Origin of the sequence: Hasllibacter sp. MH4015, from assembly GCF_020177575.1 — a bacterium.
Classification (GTDB): domain Bacteria; phylum Pseudomonadota; class Alphaproteobacteria; order Rhodobacterales; family Rhodobacteraceae; genus Gymnodinialimonas.
This window is the reverse complement of record NZ_JAHTBK010000001.1, coordinates 177,039-198,013: the sequence shown is the minus strand read 5'-3', so window position 1 is coordinate 198,013 and position 20,975 is coordinate 177,039. Positions and strand designations below refer to the sequence as shown.

Sequence of the window (20,975 nt, the reverse complement as noted above, 5' to 3'; positions counted from 1 at the left end):
GCGATCTTTCCCATTGTGGCCATCGCAGCCGTCATCCTCGTGATCCGCTCGCAACGCCGCATCAAGGCAGAGGCAGACCTCGGCATGGATCCCGGTGTCGCAACCCTTCCGCCAACCGACTGCAAATGGCACCCGGTTGGGCGACACCCGAACGGCAAAACCTGGATGTATGTTTGCTCTGATTGCGAGGGGCTTGGTGCAAGCCCGGATCACCTTCCGCCAAGGCTTTGCGCCGATTTCCGCGGCGAAATACGTCGCGCTAAGGGCATGATGCGCACCGAAAACCCTACGGATTCGACCGTGTAAAGACCCGAAAACCTGCACAAGACCTGCACACACCTGCGCGCCATTGTCCCTAGGGTCAGCCCATTACTGCCCCAATCAAGGACCCGTCCATGCGCTCCCTCGGCACCCGTTTCCTGATCGTCGGCCTGTTGGCCGTCTTGATGTATATCCCGATCTTCTTCGTCTCGCTGGTGGTGGAGGATCGCTCCCGCCTTGCCGATCGCACCCTGGCGGAGGTCGGGCAGGAATGGGGCGGGGCGCAGCTGCTGTCCGGTCCGGTGATGATCCTGCCGGTCCAGGGGCCTGTCACAACCTCGGAGCGGATCAACGTGACCGACCCCGACACGGGCGAGGTCACGCAGGAGCAACGCCAGGTCACGCGCATCCGCCGCACCGCCTCCGTCTACCTCCTGCCGGAGGAGTTCGCCCTCGACATCACGACGGAGACGGAAATCCGTTCCCGTGGTCTGTTCGATGTACCGGTCTTCCAGGCCATTGCGGCGATGGATCTGACCTACGATCTCGCTGCGGCGGAGGATCAACTGGTCGGGGACGAGGAAATTCTTTGGGAGGAGGCGACGCTGCGCCTTACGGTATCGGCCAACCGCGCCCTGCGCGGCGCCGCGCAGCTGTCCACCGGGGAAACGCAGATCCCGCTCGAACCCCGGGCCGGTGACATTGCCGGTGTCATGGCTGAACTCGGCGATCCGCGTGATCACGACGGCTATGCCCTGACCCTCGGCTTCAACGGCGCGGCCGATCTGCGCGCCACCCCCATGGGCCGCACCTCCACGATCTCGTTCACCTCCGACTGGCCCCATCCCAGCTTCTACGGGGCCTTCCTCCCCAACACGCGGGAGATCACGGAGGACGGCTTCACCGCCACGTGGGAAATCCCGCACCTCGCCCGCCCGCTGCCCCAGGCCGCGAGAGAGGATTACGACACGACCGCGCGCAGCCAGGCCGCCTTCGGTGTGCGCTTCTTCCAGCCCAACGATTTCTACCAGAAGGCCTACCGCGCCGCGCGCTACGGCATCTTGTTCATTGCGCTCACCTTCCTGACCGTCCTCTTGATCGAAGGCGCCACGAAGCGGCCCACCCATCCGGTGCAATACATCCTGATCGGCCTGGCCCAATCCACTTTCGTCCTCCTCATGGTCTCCTACGCCGAACAGGTCGGCTTCGGGCCCGCCTATCTTCTGTCGGCAGGCGCCACGACGATCCTGCTGACGCTCTTCGGCTGGCTCGGCCTGAAGCTCGGCAAACGGGCCGCGATCCTCGGGCTGATGTTGGCGGTCACCTACGGCGTCCTCTACCTCATCCTGCGCTCCGCCGATTACGCGCTTCTGGCCGGATCCACCCTCGCGTTCTTCGCGCTTGCCCTCACGATGTACATGACCCGGAACGAGGATTGGTATGGCGCGCCGCGGGACCCCACGAAAACGATCTTCGGCACCCCGCGCCACGGCGTGCCCCAAACACCGCAGAAGACCCAGGCACAGGAGGCCCCACAGGCGCCGCCCGAGCTTCCCCCCTCTCCGGGAACCTCTTGACCGGCAGGCCCGTGCCGCCCGCTTCTGCCCCCTGACCCCGAGGTTTCTGTCCGAACCTCGGGGCTTTTTTTGCCCTCGCATCCTCCCATCAGCACCGTAGGGTGGGTGAAACCCACCATCCCCGGATCGCTCCCGATGCCCAACCGCCGCCCCAAGCTCAGCTCCGCACCACCCGACGCCGCCCAGCGCCGCGCCATCGCGCCGGTCGTCTGCTACCCGCCCGAAACCCTGCCCGAGCCGGTCCATCTCGGCCCCGCCACGCCGACCGGCCCCATCGCCACCGTCCTCGCCCAGCCCCGTGACGCCGCCACCTTCCGCGCGCGGGCGGGCCAGACCATCCGCATCACCTCCGTCGATGGCCCCCAGGTCGGCGACCTCAACCTCTGGAACGCCCACGACCTTTCGGAACGCTTCTTCTCCGGCAAGACCCGCGCGCTTCACGGCACACATGTCACCACCGGCGATGTGCTCTGGTCCAACCTGCCGCATCTGCGCGCGATGGCGACGATCACCCACGACAGCCTCGACTGGTACGGCATCGACGAATACGGCGGCGCGGTCCATGACGTGATCGGCACCCGCTGCGATCCCTACACCAACGCGCTGCTCAACGGCGGCGACCAATACCATTATTGCTGTCACTCGAACCTCACACGTGCCCTGTCGGATGAAACCGGCCTGCCGCTCCACGAGGCCGAACTTCACGTCCACGATGTCCTGAATGTCTTCATGTGCACCGGCTTCACCCGCGACACGGGCCAATATTTCATGAAGGCCAGCCCCGTCCGCCCCGGTGACACGCTGGAATTCCGGGCCGAGATCGACCTGCTCGGCGCATTGTCCGCCTGCCCCGGCGGCGATTGCGGGGCGGAGCATTCATCCGATACGACGCCCTGTTACCCGCTGAAGGTCGAGGTTTTCGACACCGCCCATACGCCGCGCCATCACCCGCCCGCGGCAAACCCCTACGACCGGTCCCACGGACGCTAACCCCCCGTTAAGGTTAACGCGCGCGCCCGTCTTCCATGTGCCCCAAATATCCCGGGGGAGTCGCCCTCGGGCGACGGGGGCAGCGCCCCCTGCAAAAAGACTTTCACACGCTGTCGGAGGCCAGCAGCGCCATGCCCGCAATCAGCAGACTCACGCCCGCCAGAACGCGCCAGCTTGCCGTCTCTCCGAACAGGGTCGCGCCCAGAACGACCGCGCCCACCGATCCGATGCCCGTCCAGATCGGATACGCGATGGAGATCGGCAGGTGTTTCAGCGCAAGGCCCAGGCACCACATGCTGCCGACAAGCGCCGCGGCAAACCCCGCGCCGCGTCCCAGGCTCCACTCACCCGCCATCGACTTCAGAAGACCGGCCCACGCCGTCTCCAGCAGCCCTGCGATAATCAGAAATAGCCAACCCATACGCGCTCCCTCCACGGATACGGGCGGTCCCGGATGGTCGGTTCTGCCCGGGTCGTCCCGGCCGACCGGTCCGGCATGCCGCACGCCCCATGACCCTGTCAAGAATGTGGTCACGCGGACACGTCGGAAGAAACTTGCCCGTGTCGGAAAAAACCGCTTGATCCGACTCACCCTTTGGCCCACATGCCGCCCATAGACGCCAACGCACGCGCCTCTGTCACGGATGGTAAGTCGGCCTCGCGCACGATCAGTACGCTTGGGCCGGGATAACCATCGCAGTTACGTAGCGACGGTAACGTCTCCCTTTGAATGCAACGCGTCCCCTTGAATGGGGCGTTTCGTCCACTTGGAGAACGTGATGACCGCTACGTTTCCCGGCCTTTCGGCCGCCGCTCCCGTATCTGTATCCCGCGCGGAGGCCTATGCCCGCGCCCATTCATTCGAGCGTCCGACGCTGGTCCTGGATGTCGACCGCGTGGCGCAGCAATATACCGCGCTCTCCAACGGTCTGGGCCGCGCCCATATCCACTATGCCGTGAAGGCGAACCCCGAACCTGCGATCCTTGAGCGTCTCGTCGCGCTCGGCTCGGGCTTCGACGCCGCCTCCCGTCACGAAATCCAGATCTGCCTCGATGCCGGGGCCGCCCCTGCCCATATCTCCTTCGGCAACACGGTCAAAAAACCCGCCGACATCGCCTTCGCCCATTCCGTCGGCGTCGATGTCTTCGCGGCAGATGCCTCCGAAGAACTGGAGAAAATCGCCGAGCACGCCCCCGGCGCACAGGTTTATATCCGCCTGCTGGTTGACGCCTCGGGCGCAGATTGGCCGCTGACCCGCAAGTTCGGCACCACGCGCGACAACGCCATCGCCCTGATGGGTGAGGCGCGCACACTCGGTCTGCGCCCGGTGGGCCTGTCCTTCCATGTCGGCTCCCAAACCCGCGACCCGGCCATGTGGGCGCCTGTTCTCGACGGGATCGCCGCCGTGTGGCACGCTGCCCATGCCCAGGGTTTTGCGCTCGACCTGCTGAACATCGGTGGCGGGTTCCCGGCATTCTACGGGGACGACATCCCGCACCCCACGCCCTACGCCGCCCGCGTGATGGAGCTGGTTCACGCCCGTTTCGGCAACGTTCCCCGCATCATGGCGGAGCCGGGCCGCGGGCTGGTGGCAGAGGCCGGGATGATCGCCGCCGAGGTTCTGCTCGTCTCCCGCAAATCACCCGATGACCTGCACCGCTGGGTCTATCTGGACATCGGCAAATTCTCCGGCCTGGCCGAGACGATGGACGAGGCGATCCGCTACCAATTCGCCACCGACCGCGACCATGAGGGCCACGGCCCCTGCATCCTCGCCGGTCCGTCCTGCGACAGCGCCGACGTGCTCTATGAGAAGCGCCCGGTGGCCCTGCCCCTCGGACTGAAGGCAGGCGACCGGATCTGGATCCGCAATTGCGGCGCCTACACCACGACTTACGCCTCCATCGGCTTCAACGGCTTCCCGCCGCTGGATGTCGTGATCCTGTAAGGCGGCAAGACCCGCGACGGCCCGGAGAACGATCCCGGGCCGCGCGTCTGTCTCGACCCGACGAAGGTGCCGGGATCAGAGACGCCCGCGTCGGGACCGGTGGGGAGGCCGGTTCCGGCGCGTGAGGCCGTCATGGTGATTTTCAGGAGGCGCGAATTGCGCGCTGTCGCCCCCGGTCGGGCGATACAGAGCGCGATGTCGGTCCACACCACCCCTTCAGCAATACGCCTCGTTCCCCTGCTGCTGCGCCTCACTGTAGCGGTTCCCGTGGGCGAAGCCGGGCGGCAGAAGCCGGTCAATTTCCGCCAGATCCGCATCCGTCAACACGATCTCCGCCCCCTGCGCCAATTCCGCCAAATGCGCGGCGGAGCGGGTGCCCGAGATCGGGATGATATGCGCGCCCTGCGCCAGGACCCAGGCCAGCGCCGTGGCCGATGTGGGCCAGCCGTGCTCTGCGCAAAATGCCTTGAAGCCCGCGATGATCCCAAGGTTCGCTCGGTAATTCGGGTCGATGAAACGGGGATTGGATGTGCGGAAATCACCGGGCGGAAAATTTTCCCGCCCTTGGAAATCGTCGCTCAACATCCCGCGCGCCAACGGGGAAAACGCGACGAACGTCACGCCCAAATCCGCGCAGGCCTGGATCATTCCCAAATCTGGCAAGCGCGTCCAAAGGGAATATTCCGATTGCACCGCCGCCACGGGATGTACGGCATGGGCTCGGCGGAGTGTGGACGGCGCGATCTCGGAGAAGCCGATGGCGCCGATCATCCCCTCCTCGATGAAGCCCGCAAGCGTCTCCATCACCTCTTCCACCGGGCGCGCCTGCTCCCGCCGATGGATATAGAACAGCTCCACCCGGTCCCGGCCCAGCCGCTCCAGCGAGCCCTCCAGGGATCGCCGCAAATGCCCCGGCTCATTGCTGAAATACCGCTCAGGCCCTGCATAGATGCCGGCTTTGGTGGCCAGCGTTACCTGGGCGCCCGTGTCACGCAGGAACCGTCCGATCACGGCCTCGCTGACGCCGTCGCCGTAAATTTCCGCCACGTCCCAATGGGTCGCGCCAAGGTCCAACGCGGCCTGCATGCAGGCGATACTCTCCGCCTCGTCCGTGGCGCCGTAGATACCGCCGAAGCTCATGCAGCCAAGCCCGATCGGGCCGACATCCCGGCCTGCCAGCTGCCTCACGCGAACGCGGCCTCCAGCGCGATCTCCACCATGTCGGAGAAGCTCGATTGCCTATCCTCGGACGGCAGCGCCTCTTCGGTCAGCAGATGATCGGACACGGTCAGAACCGCCAAGGCGCGGCAACCGTAGCGCGCGGCCAACGTGTAAAGCTCCGCCGCTTCCATCTCCACCGCCAATACCCCGTGACGCACCATCTGCTCGTTCAGGTCGGGCCGCTCGTCGTAGAAGACGTCAGACGAATAGATGCCGCCCACGTGAATCGCCGATCCCTTGCCGTCGGCCGCCTTGTAGGCCGCCTGCAACAATCCGTAATCGGCGCATGGCGCGTAATTCAGGTCCCGGAATATGCCCGACGACGGCGTGGACAAGGTCGACGCGGTCATGGCGAGGATCACGTCGCGCAACTTGACCTTCTCCTGCATCGCCCCGCACGACCCGATACGGATCAGCGTCTTCGCACCATAGTCGCGGATTAGTTCATTGGCGTAGATCGACAGGCTCGGCATGCCCATGCCTGATCCGTGGATCGTGACCCGATTGCCGCGCCACGTACCCGTGAACCCCAGCATCCCGCGCACCTCGTTCACGCAGACGGGATCGTCCAGAAACCGCTCCGCCGCCCATTTCGCGCGCAGCGGATCGCCCGGCATCAGGACCGTTTCCGCGATATCTCCGGGATTTGCTCCGATATGAACCGTCATCGGCCATGGCTCCTGTTCCAGGGGTTTCCCATGGCATAGGCGACCGCGCGCGGAAGAGCAATTCGCGCCGCATCCACGAAAAAGGCCGGCCCCTCGCGGACCGGCCCCTCATACGTCAAGCGATACCGACCTAGATCGCCATATCGTCCAGCTTCTTGCCCTTGGCCAGCGCGTCCTTGACCCAATTCGGCTGACGTCCCCGCCCGGTCCAGGTCTGGGATGCGTCGGCGGGATTGGCGTATTTCGCGACGCCTTTGGGGCCGGAGGATTTCGCCGCCTTGCCCCCGGTGAATTCTTCCAGCGCAAAGCCGTGTTTTTTCGCGACCGCTTTCAATTCCTTCAGGCATTCCGCCCGGCGCTTCTTGTCATAGCTTTTGATCGTGGCCGCCACTTCTTTCTGGTGGGCCTGCAATTCTTCGAAGCTCATCTTGTCCAATGCTTTCGCCATCTCGGGTTTCCTCTTTTCGGCAGATTGCCCTTGGGCCATTGCAGAAAAGACCTACCCATAGCAAGCAGACTTTTAGATATGTCTATTTTGGGCAATTAGCGACTTACGCGCTATTCCGCGGCAATTGCCGTAGGGTCAACCAATTCGACGATATCCATCATGATCCGGTTCAATTCGAAATCCTTGGGCGTATAGACCCGGTCAACGCCGTATCCCAGCAGTGTCACGCGGTCCTCGTCGGGAATGATGCCGCCCACCATCACGGGAATATCCACGCCCTCCGCCCGCAATCGGTCCATGACATCCTTTATCAATGGCACGTGGGAGCCTGACAGGATCGACAGCCCGATTACATGGGCCTGATCGGCAATCGCGGCGGCAACGATTTCCTCCGGCGTCAGGCGAATACCTTCGTAGGAGATATCCATTCCGCAATCCCGCGCCCGGAACGCGATCTGCTCCGCGCCGTTGGAATGGCCGTCCAGGCCCGGCTTCCCGACAAGGAATTTCAGCCGCCGCCCCAATTTGTCGGAGACTGCATCCACCGCCTCCCGAATATCGTCCAGCCCTTCGGTCTTGTTCGACACCGCGCCCGACACGCCGGTCGGCCCGCGATATTCGCCATGGACCGCACGCATCACACCGGCCCATTCGCCGGTTGTTACGCCGACCTTTGCCGCGTTGATGGAGGCTGGCATGACGTTGCGCCCGTCCTGTGCCGCCGCCCGCAAATCCGCCAGCGCCTGCGCGACCGCCGCGCCATCGCGCGCGCCGCGCCAATCCTCCAGCCGCGCGATCTGGTCCTGCTCCACCCCCTCGTCCACGACCATGATCCCGCCATCTTCCCCCATCAGGGGCGACGGCTCGGACGCCGTGTATTTGTTGACACCCACAACAACGGTTTCGCCACGCTCGATCGCATTTACGCGATCGGCATTCGATTCCACCAATCGACCCTTCATGTAATCAATCGCGGCAATCGCCCCGCCCATTGATTCGAGATTGGCCAATTCAGCCCGCGCGCCCTCTTTCAGCGCCTCGACCTTGGCATCGACAACCGGATTTCCGTCGAACAGGTCGCCGTATTCCAGCAAATCCGTCTCGAATGCCATGATCTGCTGCATCCGCATCGACCATTGCTGATCCCATGGCCGCGGCAATCCCAGCGCCTCGTTCCAGGCGGGCAATTGCACGGCCCGCGCCCGCGCCTTTTTCGACAGCGTCACCGCCAGCATCTCTATCAGAATGCGATAAACGTTATTCTCCGGCTGCTGTTCGGTCAGGCCCAGCGAATTGACCTGCACGCCATAGCGGAACCGCCGCATTTTCGGATCGCTCACGCCATAGCGGTTTTCGCAAATCTCGTCCCACAGATCGACGAAGGCGCGCATCTTGCACATCTCGGTCACGAACCGGATGCCCGCATTCACGAAAAACGAAATGCGTCCGACCAGAACCGGGAAATCCTCTTCCGGTACGCGGGGCCGCAATTCATCCAGAACCGAAATGGCGGTAGCAAGCGCGAAGGCCAGTTCCTGCTCCGGCGTCGCCCCTGCTTCCTGCAAGTGGTAGGAGCACACGTTCATCGGGTTCCATTTCGGAACGTTGGTATAACAATACTCCGCCACATCCGCGATCATCGCCAGGCTCGGCTTTGGCGGGCAGATATAGGTCCCGCGCGACAGGTATTCCTTCATCAGGTCATTCTGAACCGTGCCCTGAAGGGCCGCCACATCCGCGCCCTGCTCCTCCGCCACGGCGATATAGAGCGCCAGCAACCACGGCGCGGTCGCGTTGATCGTCATCGACGTGTTCATCTGCTCCAGCGGGATCTCATCGAACAGCGCGCGCATGTCGCCCAGATGGCTGATCGGGACGCCGACCTTCCCCACCTCGCCCCGCGCCAGCACGTGATCGCTGTCATATCCCGTCTGGGTCGGCAGATCGAAGGCCACCGAAAGGCCCGTCTGCCCCTTCGCGAGGTTCCCGCGATAAAGCGCGTTGGACGCCTTCGCCGTGGAATGCCCCGCATAGGTCCGGATCAGCCACGGCCTGTCTTTCTTCGCATCCGCCATCGGGAACCTCGACTCAGTTTCAGCAACATCGTTTCGTCAGGTCGCATCTAGACGGAATAAAATGACCCTGTCAATTCGCTGCACCTGCAAAGCCGCGTTGCAGCACGGGCGTCCCTCGGCACGGCGGGCGGGCCGCGATGCGGCTTCACTACAACGGCATCTCCCCCGCCCCGATTGCGCCACCTGGAAAATCCTGACACCTTCGCGCAATGACGAGTCCGGTGACGCTCCCCCTTTGGCTGTTCTTGCTGATCCTGCTCTTTGCGGCCGTCACCTTCGCCTCGCATTTCCTCTTTCCCTCGGTCCGATGGTTCCTGCGCCGGCGCCTCGAAAACGCGGTCAGTGAGCTGAACAAGCGCCTCAAGCGCCCGATCCAGCCCTTCAAGCTCGCGCGGCGCATGGATACCGTCCGCCGCCTCGTCTACGACCCCGACGTCGCCCAGGCCATCGCGGACCACGCGCAGGCCACCGGCATCCGCGAAGATGTCGCCGCGGAAAAGGCCGAACGCTACGCGCGGGAAATCGTGCCCGGCTTTTCCGCCTTCACCTATTTCTCCTTCGGCACCCGCGCCGCCCGCTGGCTCAGCCAATCGCTTTACCGCGTGCGCCTCACCAATCCCAACGACGATGCGTTGGAGGCCGTGCCGGACGACAGCACCGTCATCTTCGTGATGAACCACCGCTCCAACATGGATTACGTGCTGGTCACGTGGCTGGTCGCCGAACGCTCGGCGCTGGCCTATGCGGTGGGGGAATGGGCGCGGGTCTGGCCGCTTCGCTCCCTGGTGCGGGCCATGGGCGGCTATTTCATCCGCCGCCGCCACAACAATCCGCTCTATCGCAAGGTGCTGGCCCGTTACGTCCAGATGGCGACGGAGAATGGCGTGACCCAAGCCGTCTTCCCCGAGGGCGGCCTGTCACGCACCGGGGGCTTGGGCAAACCGAAACTCGGCCTGATCTCCTACATCCTCGATGGCTTCACCCCCGGCACCTCCCGCGACGTGGTCTTCGTGCCGGTCGCACTCAACTACGATCGGGTGATGGAGGATCGGAACCTGATCGAGGCGCAGAAGGGCGGCACGGCGGGCTTCCGCTTTTCTCTCCTGCCGATCTTCCGCTACCTCCGCCGCCAGATCTGGCACCGCATCACCGGAAAGTTCCACCGCTATGGCTATGCCGCGGTCAGCTTCGGCGACCCGCTGTCGCTGACCGATTTCCTGAACACCGACCGCCCCGACCAACCCGCCGCCCTCGGTACCGCCCTGATGGACCGCATTGCCGCTGTGACCCCCATCGTCCCCGTCCCCCTCGTCGCCCACGCGCTCCGCGACGGAGCTGTCACGGCGGATGGCCTCGACGCGGCGATCCAAACCCGCATCGCGCGGGCTGAGGCCAAGGGCGTCGGCGTCCACCTCGCCCGCGATGATCTGCGCTACACCATCGAGGCAGGGCTACGCGCGTTGGAGGAGCGCGGCTTCATCGACAGGGATAAAGACCCGAACGCCATCACAGTGACCGAGCGCGGCAAGCCCGTGGTCGACTACTACGCGGCCAGCGTCGCGCATCTGTTGGATGAGGAGCGGCTGGAGGATGCGGCGGAATAGCCGCTTGATCCGCGCAACAGGCGCTGCCCGCTACTGACCCGCATTTGGAAATTCAATGCCTCGTCACGACATAAAATTACCCAAACGCGTATTTCTTGATTGCATTATTGCTCACCCACAAATATCTCTCGCATCAGCAGCAATTGATTCCGCAGCGCGGCATGACCGCCGGAGGAAACCAGATGACGGAGAGCACGATGGCCCTGGACGCCCCTACGCAGACCGCCCCCTACGATGCGCCCATGAAAGACCTCTACGAGATGGGCGAAATGCCCCCGATGGGCTACGTCCCGCCCAAGATGTACGCCTGGACCATCCGTCGCGAACGTCATGGGGAGCCGGACAAGGCGTTCGAGGTCGAAGTCGTCGACACGCCTGTGCTCGACAGCCACGAAGTGCTTGTCCTCGTCATGGCCGCGGGCGTGAATTACAACGGCGTCTGGGCGGGCCTCGGCCAGCCGATCTCTCCCTTCGACGGCCACGGCGCGCCCTACCACATCGCGGGCTCCGACGCGTCGGGCATCGTCTGGGCCGTGGGCGACAAGGTGAAGCGCTGGAAGGTTGGCGATGAGGTCGTGGTCCATTGCAACCAGGACGACGGCGACGATGAGCATTGCAACGGCGGCGACCCGATGTTCTCCACCTCCCAGCGGATCTGGGGCTACGAGACGCCCGACGGCTCCTTCGCCCAGTTCACCAACGTGCAGGCCCAGCAGCTCATGCCCCGACCCAAGCATCTGACCTGGGAAGAGGCCGCCTGCTACACCCTCACACTCGCCACCGCTTACCGGATGCTGTTCGGCCACGAACCCCACGACCTCAAGCCCGGCCAGAACGTCCTGATCTGGGGCGCGTCGGGCGGCCTCGGCTCCTACGCGATCCAGCTGGCCAACACCGCGGGCGCCAACGCCATCGCAGTCATCTCGGACGAATCCAAACGCGACTTCGTCCTGTCCCTCGGCGCCAAGGGCGTCATCAACCGCAAGGACTTCAACTGCTGGGGCCAACTCCCCACCGTGAACACGCCGGAATACGCGGAATGGTTCAAGGAAGCCCGGAAGTTCGGCAAGGCGATCTGGGACATCACGGGCAAGGGCGTGAACGTCGACATGGTCTTCGAGCATCCGGGCGAGGCGACCTTCCCCGTCTCCACCCTCGTCTGCAAGAAAGGCGGCATGGTCGTGATTTGTGCGGGCACCACCGGATTCAACTGCACCTTCGACGTGCGCTACATGTGGATGCACCAAAAGCGCCTGCAGGGCTCCCACTTCGCCCATCTCAAGCAGGCCTCCGCCGCCAATGACCTGATGGTCCAGCAGCGGCTCGACCCCTGCATGTCCGAGGTCTTCCCCTGGGACGAGCTTCCCGGCGCGCACATGAAGATGCTCCGCAATGAGCATAAGCCCGGCAACATGTCCGTGCTTGTTCAGGCCCCCAAGACCGGCCTGCGCACCCTTGAAGACGTGTTGGAGGCCGGGCCGACCGCCTCCTGATCTCAACCGAATGCACCCCAGGACTGACCCGCGCCCGAGCAATTGGGCGCGGGTTTTTTCGTGCCATCCGCCCCCGGTTCCCATGCGGCGCGCGAAGACTGTGCCCGTGATCCCGCATCTCGCGGAATTCAGCGCCCCACCCCTTTACCGAGGCGCAGGCCCGGTCAACGGTGGCGCGACCCAAGCCCCAAGTCTGCCCGCCCATGACACCATCATCCCCTGTCCCGCCCCTGATGACGATCGGAAGCCTCTGGATCGGGCGGCCTTGGTCGTTCATGGAACAGGTCGTGGCGCAATCCTATGTCGATGCGGGCCACACCTTCGTCCTGTTCGGCGACCGCAAGCCAGCTTCCCTGCCCCGGGCCGCCCAATTCTACGACTACCGGGACCTGCTGGAGGCGCCCTTCCCCCTTGACGACACGTCCTATCACCTCAACGGCGTCTTCTCGGACCTGTTTCGCCTGGTGATGATCCGGGATCTGGAGTTCTGCTGGGTCGACATGGACGCCTATTGCGTGAAGGCGTTCGATTTCCCCAAGGGCGCCCATGTCTTCGCGTCGGAAAACGGCGCCGTGCCAGATGAAGATATCGCCAACGGCGTCCTGCACCTTCCCCCCGACAGCCCGGCGCTCAACGCCTGTATTGACGTCTTCTACCAGGACAACCCGCCCCTGCCATTCGCCAATGATCGCGACCAGCGCGAGGCGGGCAAGGCGCTCAAGCGCGGGGACCCGTTCCGGATCGAGCTGACCGCCTGGGCCACGTCCGGCCCGCGCCTTCTGACCCACATGCTGCGGGAAAGCGGCGAGGGTAAGCTGGCCATGCCCAAGGATTACTTCTACGGCGGGATGCGGTCGCGCAAGAAGCCCTTCACCACGCCCCACGCGCCGTTGAATAAGATCGAATTGCCGCCTGCCTATTCCGTCCATTTCTACGGGCGCACCCGGACCTTCGTGAAGGAGGAATGCGGCGGCCTGCCGCCCGAGAATTCCTATCTGGAGCTGATCTGCAAACGCCACGGCGTCGACCCCACGGGCCTGCCCATCGTCTAGATGCCCGAATTTTGCGCGGGCTTTCTTCACGCTTCCTTAACCCAACCAGGGCATAAACCGTCCCCGCTGCAGCATCAGGACGGTTCGATCCCGGCCATAGACCACCCGATGAGGGTGCAGGACGGGATGCCAGACCAGAGCTAGACAAAGGGGCCTCGCCCCTTGGCCGCCGGACCTAACCAACCCGGCGCAACGGGCCGCTCCGCCCCCTCGGCGGGCCCGCCACACTTGACGCAACGGGCGCTTAGCGCCTTGATATACCGGCAGAAGACAGCAGGTCGAGAATGGAAGCCTTGGGCTTACTCCTCGCATTCGGGTTCATCGTCGGTCTTGCCGCCACGGTGTTCCGACGGGGTGCGCGTAGACATCCTCCGTCGGATTTCCGGCCGGAGGAGCCGCGTGATGCCCGTCCCTCTCCCCCGCCGCGCACTCCTCCATCCCCGTCACCCTCGCCCTCGCCCTCTCCCCGCGCACCCTCTCCCCCACCTCCCTCGCCCTCTCCCCGCGCACCCTCTCCCCCACCTCCCTCTCCCCGCACACCCTCTCCCCCGCCGCCCGCGCCGTTTTCGGCCTCGAACGCGCGGCCTGCGCCGGACGGTCAGACCTTGCGGGGACGCGCCTACGTGGTCGACGGTGACACGATCCGCATCAAGCGCACCCAGATCCGCCTTTTCGGCATCGACGCACCCGAGATGAACCACCCCTTCGGAAAACGCGCCAAATGGGCCATGTTCGAGCTCTGCAAGAACCAGATGATCACCGCCGAAATCACGGAGCTTGACGATCACGGTCGCGCGGTGGCCCAATGCTTTCTCGACGACGGGCGTGATCTCTCGGCGGAGCTTGTGAAACTCGGCCTTGCACTCGACTGGCCGAAATTCTCAGGCGGCCTTTACCGGGCGCTGGAGACCTCCGACGCGCGCCGGAAACTCTGGCTGGCGGATGCCCGGCAAAAGGGCCGAATGCATGTCTGGGACAGGTTCGATGCACGGCAAGCGGACGGGGTAGATCGCTAGGGCCTGTCGCGCGGTCGTGGGTGGGGCGGGCTCGGGCCCCGCCGCCGCGAATGGCATGGAGCATCCGACAGCGGGTGCAGCGCATCCGGCGCGAAAACCCGGCTATGCGCCCGCAGCCGCCCGGATCGCCCGAATGTTCTCGCCATAAGGTGAGGGATCGTCCACGGACCCGCCCCGGAACACCGCCGAGCCGGCCACCAGCACATCCGCACCTGCCCCTGCGACCAGCGGGGCGGTTTTCACGTCTACGCCGCCGTCGATCTCGATATGGACCTCGCGGTCGCCGATCATCTCCCGCAATTCGGTGATCTTGGCGGACATGTCGATGAAGCTCTGCCCGCCGAAACCGGGGTTCACTGTCATCACGCAAATCAGGTCGCACAGGTCCAGAACATGCGCGACCGCCCCCGCAGGCGTGCCGGGGTTCAGCGCCACGCCCGCCTTCATGCCCGCGCCGCGAATGGCCTGCAACGTGCGGTGGATATGCGGCCCCGCCTCCACATGGGCGGTCAGGACATCGGCACCCGCATCGGCATAGGCGTCGATATAGGGATCGACCGGCGTGATCATCAGATGCACGTCCATCACGGTTGTCACATGGGGCCGCAACGCCTTTACCATGGGCGGGCCGAAGGTCAGGTTCGGCACGAAATGCCCGTCCATCACGTCGATATGAATCCAATCCGCGCCCTCTGCCTCGACCGCGCGCACCTCCGCCCCGAAATTGGCGAAATCGGCGGCAAGGATCGACGGCGCGATCTTGATGGAACGATCAAACGGCATGGGCAAATCCTCCGGTTGCGGCGGTCCTAGCCCGCGCGCGGCGTCTTGGCAATTCCGCACGAACGGCGCATCGTCGCCCCGTCCCGTTTCGGAGTTTCCCATGACCGCCCAATACATGTTCGCCCTGCTTGCCATCGCTGTCGGTGGTGCCTGCATCGCTGTCCAGGCCCCGATCAACGCGCGTCTGGGCAGTTTTGCGGGCGACCCCGTGGTGGCCGCAGCGATCAGCTTCATCGTCGGCGCGGTGGTGCTGTCGGTGATCGTCGTTCTGCGCGGCGCGGTGCCGAGCGTCGGACAGATGGCCGACGCGCCGTGGTGGGCCTGGGTCGGCGGGGCGCTTGGCGCGGTCTATGTCTGGGCGGCGGTCTGGTCGGTCGGCACGCTGGGGGTCGTCACGATGGTGGCCGCGCTGATTTTCGGGCAGCTTGCGGCGGCGCTGGCGCTCGATGCCATCGGGGCGTTCGGCCTTCAGGTGCGGGACATCAGCTGGACCCGGATCGCGGCGGTGGCCCTGGTGGCCGCGGGGCTTGTCCTCAGCCGGTTGTGACCCGGAATGCGCCCGCCCGGCAGTTTTTTGACCGTTTGGTCAACCTTGCGTTCGGGCCGCGCGCGTGAGACGCTTGGACAACGCCAAAGGGCCCTCCCATGACCGACACGCTGCACCCCGCCACCACGACCGCAACCGATCAGCTTCCCCAAGTCCATCTGCCGCGCAATGACGGCATGGAACTGGACCTCGACTGGGTAGCCTCCGTCCAGGCCAATACAAGCGCCATCGAGCGGCGCGCCGCCACGCTTCCCGGCAGGCGTTCGGTCAAGAAAACCCATCAGGCGGCGTGGCTGGCCAAAGCGATCACCCTCATCGACCTGACCACGCTGTCGGGCGACGACACGGCGGGCCGCGTGCGTCGCCTCTGCGCCAAGGCCCGCCAGCCGGTGCGCGCCGATCTGCTGGATGCCCTTGGCCTGCCGCCGATCACAACGGGCGCGGTCTGCGTCTACCACGACATGATCGACGTGGCGGTGGAGGCATTGCAGGGCACCAACATCCCCGTCGCCGCCGTCTCCACCGGGTTCCCGGCGGGCCTCAGCCCGTTCGAGTTGCGCGTGAAGGAGATCGAGATGTCCGTTGCCGCAGGCGCCAAGGAGATCGACATCGTCATCTCCCGCCGCCACGCCCTGACCGGCAATTGGAAGGCCCTTTACGAGGAGATGCGCGCGTTCCGCTCCGCCTGTGGCGAGGCCCACGTGAAGGCAATCCTTGCGACCGGTGAGCTTGGCACCCTGCGCAATGTCGCCAAGGCCTCGCTTGTGTGCATGATGGCGGGCGCCGATTTCATCAAGACCTCCACCGGCAAGGAAAGCGTGAACGCGACGCTCCCCGTCTCCCTCACCATGATCCGCGCCATCCGCGCGTTCGAGGCGCGCACGGGCTACAAGGTGGGCTACAAGCCGGCGGGCGGGATTTCCAAGGCCAAGGATAGCCTCGTCTATCTCAGCCTGATGAAAGAGGAGTTGGGCAATCGCTGGCTGCAACCCGACCTCTTCCGCTTCGGCGCGTCGTCGCTTCTGGGCGATATCGAGCGGCAGTTAGAACACCACGTTACCGGCGCCTATTCTGCCGGGTACCGGCATGGGATGGGATGAAAATGGCTACTAAGCACGATCTAAAGGATTGGGTTTCGGAGGCGCTCGCCACGGAGGGCGGCGCTTCCGATGTGGTATCGGTCGCCAAAAGGATTTGGCAGACACATGAGCAGGACCTTCGACAAAGCGGCGATCTCTTTTTTACCTGGCAATACGACATGAGATGGGCAGCCTTCACCCTTCGCAAGGAAGGAAGATTAAAAGCTGTGGATGACAAAGCTCTGCCTTGGGAAATCGCGTAATTGCCCATGCCCATCGACTTCAACTTCATCCTCCTTCTCATCGTCGTCGGCGTCTCGCTGTGGCTGATGATGCGCGCCAATCGTCCGCTGAAGGAGGAGGCGCTGAAGCTCTCCGTCGATCAGGCGCGGAGCTTCCACCAGAAGTATCGCAAGAAGGCGAACCGCGCCGATATGCCGGACGAGCTGCGCGCCGTCGCCGAAGCCTCTGACCGCGCGCGTCCGGTGACGCTGGCCGCCTGTGCCACCATCGCCGCCTCCGTCGCGGCCTACATCTTCATTGGGGCCTGAGCGATGGTGCTGAGCTTCAACGCCATCATTCTCGCCCTCCTGACGCTCTACGTGATCTGGATGGCCTGGTCCGAGCACCAGAAGGAAACGGCCTCCACCGCGACCCTGACGCCGGACCAGCGCAAACGCTTCGACGCGGCCTATGTGTTCGCCCAACCCGCATCCGAATACGACGCGGATCTGCAACCCCATGCCGCCATCGCGCAGCGCGCGCGCATCCGCAAGGCCATCGCAATCGTCCTGCTGATCGCCGTCGCTTTCCTCATCCTCTACAGGGGGCTCTAGATGACCACCCGAGAAATCTTCGATTCCATGGAATACGGCCCCGCCCCGGAAAGCTCCGCCGAGGCGCTGAAATGGCTGGCCGATCGCGGCGGCATCGCGGGCCATTTCATCGGCGGCAAATGGGGTCCCTTGAGAGACGACTTTCCATCCAACAACCCCGCGAGCGGAGAGAAGCTGGCCGGTGTGACCAAGGGCACGGCAGACGAGGTTGCCAAGGCCGTCGCCGCCGCCCGCAAAGCGCAACCGAAATGGGCGCGCGACAGCCATGCCCGCGCCCGCGTCCTTTATGCCATCGCCCGGCTGATGCAGAAGCATTCCCGCCTGCTCGCCGTGATGGAAAGCCTCGACAACGGCAAACCGATCCGGGAGAGCCGCGACATCGACGTGCCGCTGGCGATCCGCCATTTCTACTACCACGCGGGCCTGGCGCAGCTTCTGCCGACCGAGATGCCGGACCACGCGCCGCTTGGCGTCTGCGGACAGATCATCCCTTGGAACTTCCCGCTCCTGATGCTGGCGTGGAAAATCGCGCCCGCCCTGGCCGCTGGTAACACAATCGTCCTGAAACCCGCCGAATACACGTCCCTCAGCGCTATGGTCTTTGCCGAGATCTGTGCGGAGGCGGGTGTGCCGCCCGGCGTCGTCAACATCATCACCGGGGACGGGGAAACCGGCGCGGCGCTCGTTGACGCCGATGTCGACAAGATCGCCTTCACCGGCTCCACCGATGTGGGCCGCCGCATCCGCGAAGCCACTGCCGGGACGGGAAAGTCGCTGACGTTGGAGCTTGGGGGCAAGTCGCCCTACATCGTCTTCGACGACGCCGATATCGATTCAGCCATCGAAGGGCTGGTGGACGCGATCTGGTTCAACCAGGGCCAGGTCTGCTGCGCGGGCTCTCGCCTGTTGGTGCAGGAAGGCATTGCCGAGGATTTCCACACCCGCCTCAAGGCCCGCATGGCCGCCCTGCGCATGGGCGATCCGCTCGACAAGAGCATCGACATCGGCGCCATCGTGGACCCGGTCCAGCACGACACGATCACGCGGCTCGTGGGGGCCAGCGACGGCGACATCCACCACGCCCCCATCGCGATCCCCGAACGGGGCTGCTTCTATCCGCCAACGCTGATCACCGGTCTCTCCACTGCCTCGCCCCTGATGCAGGAGGAGATTTTCGGCCCCGTCCTCGTCTCCACCACCTTCCGCACGCCGGCCGAAGCGGTGGAGGTCGCCAACAACACCCGCTACGGGCTGGCCGCGACGCTCTGGACCGAAAACCTGAACCTCGCGCTGGACATCGCGCCCAAGCTGGTCTCAGGCGTGGTCTGGGTGAACGCCACCAACCTCTTCGATGCCGCCGCCCCCTTTGGCGGTGTGCGCGAAAGCGGCTTCGGGCGCGAAGGCGGCTGGGAAGGGCTGGAGGCCTATCTCAAACCGACCGCCAAGCTCCATCCGGCCAAGGCCATAGCGCCCAACCCGGCCCCCGACACGCCCCATGCCCCGGATCTCGACCGGACCGCCAAGATGTATATCGGCGGCAAACAGGCCCGCCCCGATGGTGGCTACAGCCGCGCCCATTACACACGCAAGGGCGCGCTGATCGGCCATACCGGCCTTGGCAATCGCAAGGATATCCGCAACGCGGTGGAGGCTGCGGCGGGGGCCGCGAAATGGTCGAAGACCACCGGCCACCTGCGCGCGCAAATCCTTTACTATATCGCGGAGAACCTTTCGGCCCGGGCGGAGGAATTCACGGCGCGGCTCAGGGAGATTACCGGCAGCAACGCGAACCAGGCGGGGGCGGAGGTTGCCGCGGCAATCACCACGCTTTTCACCTACGCCGCCTTCGCGGACAAATACGACGGGGCCGCCAAGGGCGTCCCGATCCGGGGCATCGCGCTGGCCATGCACGAACCCGTTGGCACTATCGCCGCCCTCGCGCCGGATGACGCGCCGCTTCTGGCGCCGGTCACGCTCCTTGGTGCCGCGCTTTCCATGGGCAACCGGATCGTCCTGGCCCCAAGCGAGGCCGCGCCCCTGGCCGCGACCGACCTCTACCAGGTGCTCGACACGTCCGACGTCCCCTCGGGGGTCGTGAACATCGTCACCGGCACCCACGCCGACGTCGCCCCGACCCTGGCCGCGCACATGAATGTCGACGCGCTCTGGTCCTTCTCCCCCCATGCCGACCGGGCGGAGATGGAACAGGCCAGCGCACTGAACCTCAAGCGGACGTGGATCAACCATTCCGGCAACCCGGACTGGACAAGTCTGAGCCCGAGAACCGCGCTTGCCCACGCGACGGAGACCAAGACGATCTGGGTGCCCTACGGCGAGTGATCCACCGGGTTTGCTTGCACGCAAGCTACGCCCCCCCGAGCGGGCATTTTCAGGGAGCAAGGATGGGGCGGGTGGCGCGAAACAGGTCAGCCGCGGCCGGACAGGCGGTCCTTGAACTTCGCCCACCGCACCCGTGTGCCGTCAAGCGCGGGCGCGATCACCCGATCCTCGAACCGCTCCCATATCCGCCAGGCCATGAACGCGATCAGGGCCAGCACGAACAACACCGCGAACGGCATCCAGGGGATCAGCTGCACATCCGGCCCCTCGACCGGGTGAATCTCCAGCGCGTTGGGATAGATCGACAGGATATTGAACCGCCAGCCGTAATGGGTCACCGCGACCCATCGAGGGTCGGCTTCGGTGGATTGCAGATTCGCGGCCTCGGCCTGCAAATCCTCGCTGTCGAATTTCAGGTAGGGCGGCCAAAGGACGCCCGTATCCTCGTTGCGGTAAACCATGATCGACCCGTCGGGCCGCACGGTGGAGATCAGGCGCAGATCCCGCGTGGGGGTGCTCTGGCTTGTCCCGCTATCGGGGGAGGCGAAGAACCACCGCGTCCACCCCGACACTTCGGTCAGGCGCGATTCCACGTTCACGATGCGCACGATGTCGCGCTGGGGCAGCGTGTAATGCAGAAACGCGCCCAGAAAACTCAGCACGATCAGAAGGATTATGATCCGGGGCCAGCGCATGTCTCAGCTTTCCTTCAATTCGTGATCCACACGAAGGCGACCACGCCCACAATCGGCACCACATAGACGAAAAAGGCCAACCACACCCGCAGCCGCGCCGCAACCGGTTCAATGCGTTCGTCGATCCACGCGTCGCGGTCGCCCGGGCGGCCTTCCTGCACCCAATCCTCTTCCAGCCGCATCCGGGCACCGGATCGCAGATAGAAGAACAGGCACAGGTAGACGACCGAAAGGCCGATCACCATGAACAAAACCGTACGACCAAGGACCAGCATCGCGACACTCCTTCACTTCCACTGGATATAGGGCAAGTGCAGGGCGAATGGCAGGGCTTGCGACCA

21 protein-coding genes are annotated in these 20,975 nt (G+C 64.7%); 13 read left to right on the top strand and 8 right to left on the bottom strand.

The window, feature by feature from the left end; translation table 11 throughout:
• Positions 1–395 precede the first annotated feature (395 nt).
• Both creD and KUW62_RS01135 read left to right on the top strand, forming a co-directional pair.
• Positions 396–1,838, top strand: coding sequence for a cell envelope integrity protein CreD (gene creD, locus KUW62_RS01140; RefSeq protein ID WP_224813678.1), 1,443 nt, complete (start codon positions 396–398; stop codon positions 1,836–1,838).
• Between the two features lie 135 nt (positions 1,839–1,973).
• Positions 1,974–2,828: a DUF1989 domain-containing protein gene (locus tag KUW62_RS01135; RefSeq protein ID WP_224817013.1), complete on the top strand. Its 855-nt coding sequence runs from the start codon at positions 1,974–1,976 to the stop codon at positions 2,826–2,828.
• 103 nt (positions 2,829–2,931) lie between these two features.
• Here KUW62_RS01135 and KUW62_RS01130 read toward each other — a convergent pair whose 3' ends face one another.
• Positions 2,932–3,249, bottom strand: a complete 318-nt coding sequence (locus tag KUW62_RS01130; protein ID WP_224813677.1) for a multidrug efflux SMR transporter — start codon at positions 3,247–3,249, stop codon at positions 2,932–2,934.
• A gap of 358 nt (positions 3,250–3,607) precedes the next feature.
• Between KUW62_RS01130 and KUW62_RS01125 the strand changes: the two genes are divergently transcribed.
• Positions 3,608–4,777 carry a type III PLP-dependent enzyme gene (locus KUW62_RS01125; protein ID WP_224817012.1) on the top strand — a complete coding sequence of 390 codons (1,170 nt, stop codon included), beginning with the start codon at positions 3,608–3,610 and terminating at the stop codon, positions 4,775–4,777.
• A gap of 216 nt (positions 4,778–4,993) precedes the next feature.
• Here the strand turns inward: KUW62_RS01125 and KUW62_RS01120 are convergent, their stop codons facing one another.
• The 4 genes from KUW62_RS01120 to KUW62_RS01105 all read right to left on the bottom strand — a co-directional run bounded on the left by KUW62_RS01120 (position 4,994) and on the right by KUW62_RS01105 (position 9,189).
• Positions 4,994–5,965, bottom strand: coding sequence for an aldo/keto reductase (locus tag KUW62_RS01120; protein WP_224813676.1), 972 nt, complete (start codon positions 5,963–5,965; stop codon positions 4,994–4,996).
• Entirely contained in the window at positions 5,962–6,666 is a 705-nt protein-coding gene (gene deoD, locus KUW62_RS01115; protein ID WP_224813675.1) for a purine-nucleoside phosphorylase, read from the bottom strand. Before deoD ends, KUW62_RS01120 begins: the two co-directional genes overlap by 4 nt.
• A gap of 130 nt (positions 6,667–6,796) precedes the next feature.
• Positions 6,797–7,114 (bottom strand): H-NS family nucleoid-associated regulatory protein, encoded by a 318-nt coding sequence (locus tag KUW62_RS01110; protein ID WP_224813674.1) that lies wholly within the window; start codon positions 7,112–7,114, stop codon positions 6,797–6,799.
• 110 nt (positions 7,115–7,224) lie between these two features.
• A complete protein-coding gene (locus KUW62_RS01105; RefSeq protein WP_224813673.1) occupies positions 7,225–9,189 on the bottom strand; it encodes a protein meaA in 1,965 nt (654 codons plus the stop codon).
• Between the two features lie 209 nt (positions 9,190–9,398).
• Between KUW62_RS01105 and KUW62_RS01100 the strand changes: the two genes are divergently transcribed.
• The 4 genes from KUW62_RS01100 to KUW62_RS19060 all read left to right on the top strand — a co-directional run bounded on the left by KUW62_RS01100 (position 9,399) and on the right by KUW62_RS19060 (position 14,354).
• On the top strand, positions 9,399–10,793 hold the full coding sequence (locus tag KUW62_RS01100) for a 1-acyl-sn-glycerol-3-phosphate acyltransferase (RefSeq protein WP_224813672.1): 1,395 nt from the start codon (positions 9,399–9,401) through the stop codon (positions 10,791–10,793).
• 197 nt (positions 10,794–10,990) lie between these two features.
• Positions 10,991–12,286: a crotonyl-CoA carboxylase/reductase gene (gene ccrA / locus KUW62_RS01095; RefSeq protein WP_224817011.1), complete on the top strand. Its 1,296-nt coding sequence runs from the start codon at positions 10,991–10,993 to the stop codon at positions 12,284–12,286.
• Between the two features lie 233 nt (positions 12,287–12,519).
• Positions 12,520–13,338 (top strand): hypothetical protein, encoded by an 819-nt coding sequence (locus KUW62_RS01090; protein ID WP_224813671.1) that lies wholly within the window; start codon positions 12,520–12,522, stop codon positions 13,336–13,338.
• A gap of 623 nt (positions 13,339–13,961) precedes the next feature.
• Positions 13,962–14,354 (top strand): thermonuclease family protein, encoded by a 393-nt coding sequence (locus KUW62_RS19060; RefSeq protein WP_224813670.1) that lies wholly within the window; start codon positions 13,962–13,964, stop codon positions 14,352–14,354.
• Positions 14,355–14,456: 102 nt separating this feature from the next.
• Here KUW62_RS19060 and rpe read toward each other — a convergent pair whose 3' ends face one another.
• Positions 14,457–15,137 carry a ribulose-phosphate 3-epimerase gene (rpe, locus tag KUW62_RS01080; RefSeq protein WP_224813669.1) on the bottom strand — a complete coding sequence of 227 codons (681 nt, stop codon included), beginning with the start codon at positions 15,135–15,137 and terminating at the stop codon, positions 14,457–14,459.
• Positions 15,138–15,237: 100 nt separating this feature from the next.
• On the opposite strand from rpe, the gene KUW62_RS01075 reads away from it, so the two are divergent.
• The 6 genes from KUW62_RS01075 to KUW62_RS01050 all read left to right on the top strand — a co-directional run bounded on the left by KUW62_RS01075 (position 15,238) and on the right by KUW62_RS01050 (position 19,939).
• Positions 15,238–15,684 carry a DMT family transporter gene (locus tag KUW62_RS01075; protein WP_224813668.1) on the top strand — a complete coding sequence of 149 codons (447 nt, stop codon included), beginning with the start codon at positions 15,238–15,240 and terminating at the stop codon, positions 15,682–15,684.
• Between the two features lie 98 nt (positions 15,685–15,782).
• Positions 15,783–16,784 carry a deoxyribose-phosphate aldolase gene (deoC, locus tag KUW62_RS01070; RefSeq protein WP_224813667.1) on the top strand — a complete coding sequence of 334 codons (1,002 nt, stop codon included), beginning with the start codon at positions 15,783–15,785 and terminating at the stop codon, positions 16,782–16,784.
• Complete coding sequence (locus tag KUW62_RS01065) at positions 16,781–17,026, top strand: hypothetical protein (protein WP_224813666.1); 246 nt, start codon at positions 16,781–16,783, stop codon at positions 17,024–17,026. The genes deoC and KUW62_RS01065 overlap by 4 nt, the downstream gene beginning before the upstream one ends.
• A gap of 6 nt (positions 17,027–17,032) precedes the next feature.
• The gene (locus tag KUW62_RS01060) at positions 17,033–17,314 is read left to right on the top strand and encodes a hypothetical protein (protein WP_224813665.1); all 282 of its coding nucleotides are present in this window, start codon (positions 17,033–17,035) and stop codon (positions 17,312–17,314) included.
• 3 nt (positions 17,315–17,317) lie between these two features.
• Positions 17,318–17,599: a hypothetical protein gene (locus tag KUW62_RS01055; RefSeq protein WP_224813664.1), complete on the top strand. Its 282-nt coding sequence runs from the start codon at positions 17,318–17,320 to the stop codon at positions 17,597–17,599.
• Positions 17,600–19,939, top strand: coding sequence for an aldehyde dehydrogenase family protein (locus KUW62_RS01050; protein ID WP_224813663.1), 2,340 nt, complete (start codon positions 17,600–17,602; stop codon positions 19,937–19,939). It begins immediately after the preceding gene.
• Positions 19,940–20,025: 86 nt separating this feature from the next.
• Here the strand turns inward: KUW62_RS01050 and KUW62_RS01045 are convergent, their stop codons facing one another.
• Both KUW62_RS01045 and KUW62_RS01040 read right to left on the bottom strand, forming a co-directional pair.
• Positions 20,026–20,634, bottom strand: coding sequence for a DUF1523 family protein (locus KUW62_RS01045; protein WP_224813662.1), 609 nt, complete (start codon positions 20,632–20,634; stop codon positions 20,026–20,028).
• 14 nt (positions 20,635–20,648) lie between these two features.
• Positions 20,649–20,909, bottom strand: a complete 261-nt coding sequence (locus KUW62_RS01040) for a hypothetical protein (protein ID WP_224813661.1) — start codon at positions 20,907–20,909, stop codon at positions 20,649–20,651.
• Positions 20,910–20,975: the final 66 nt, after the last annotated feature.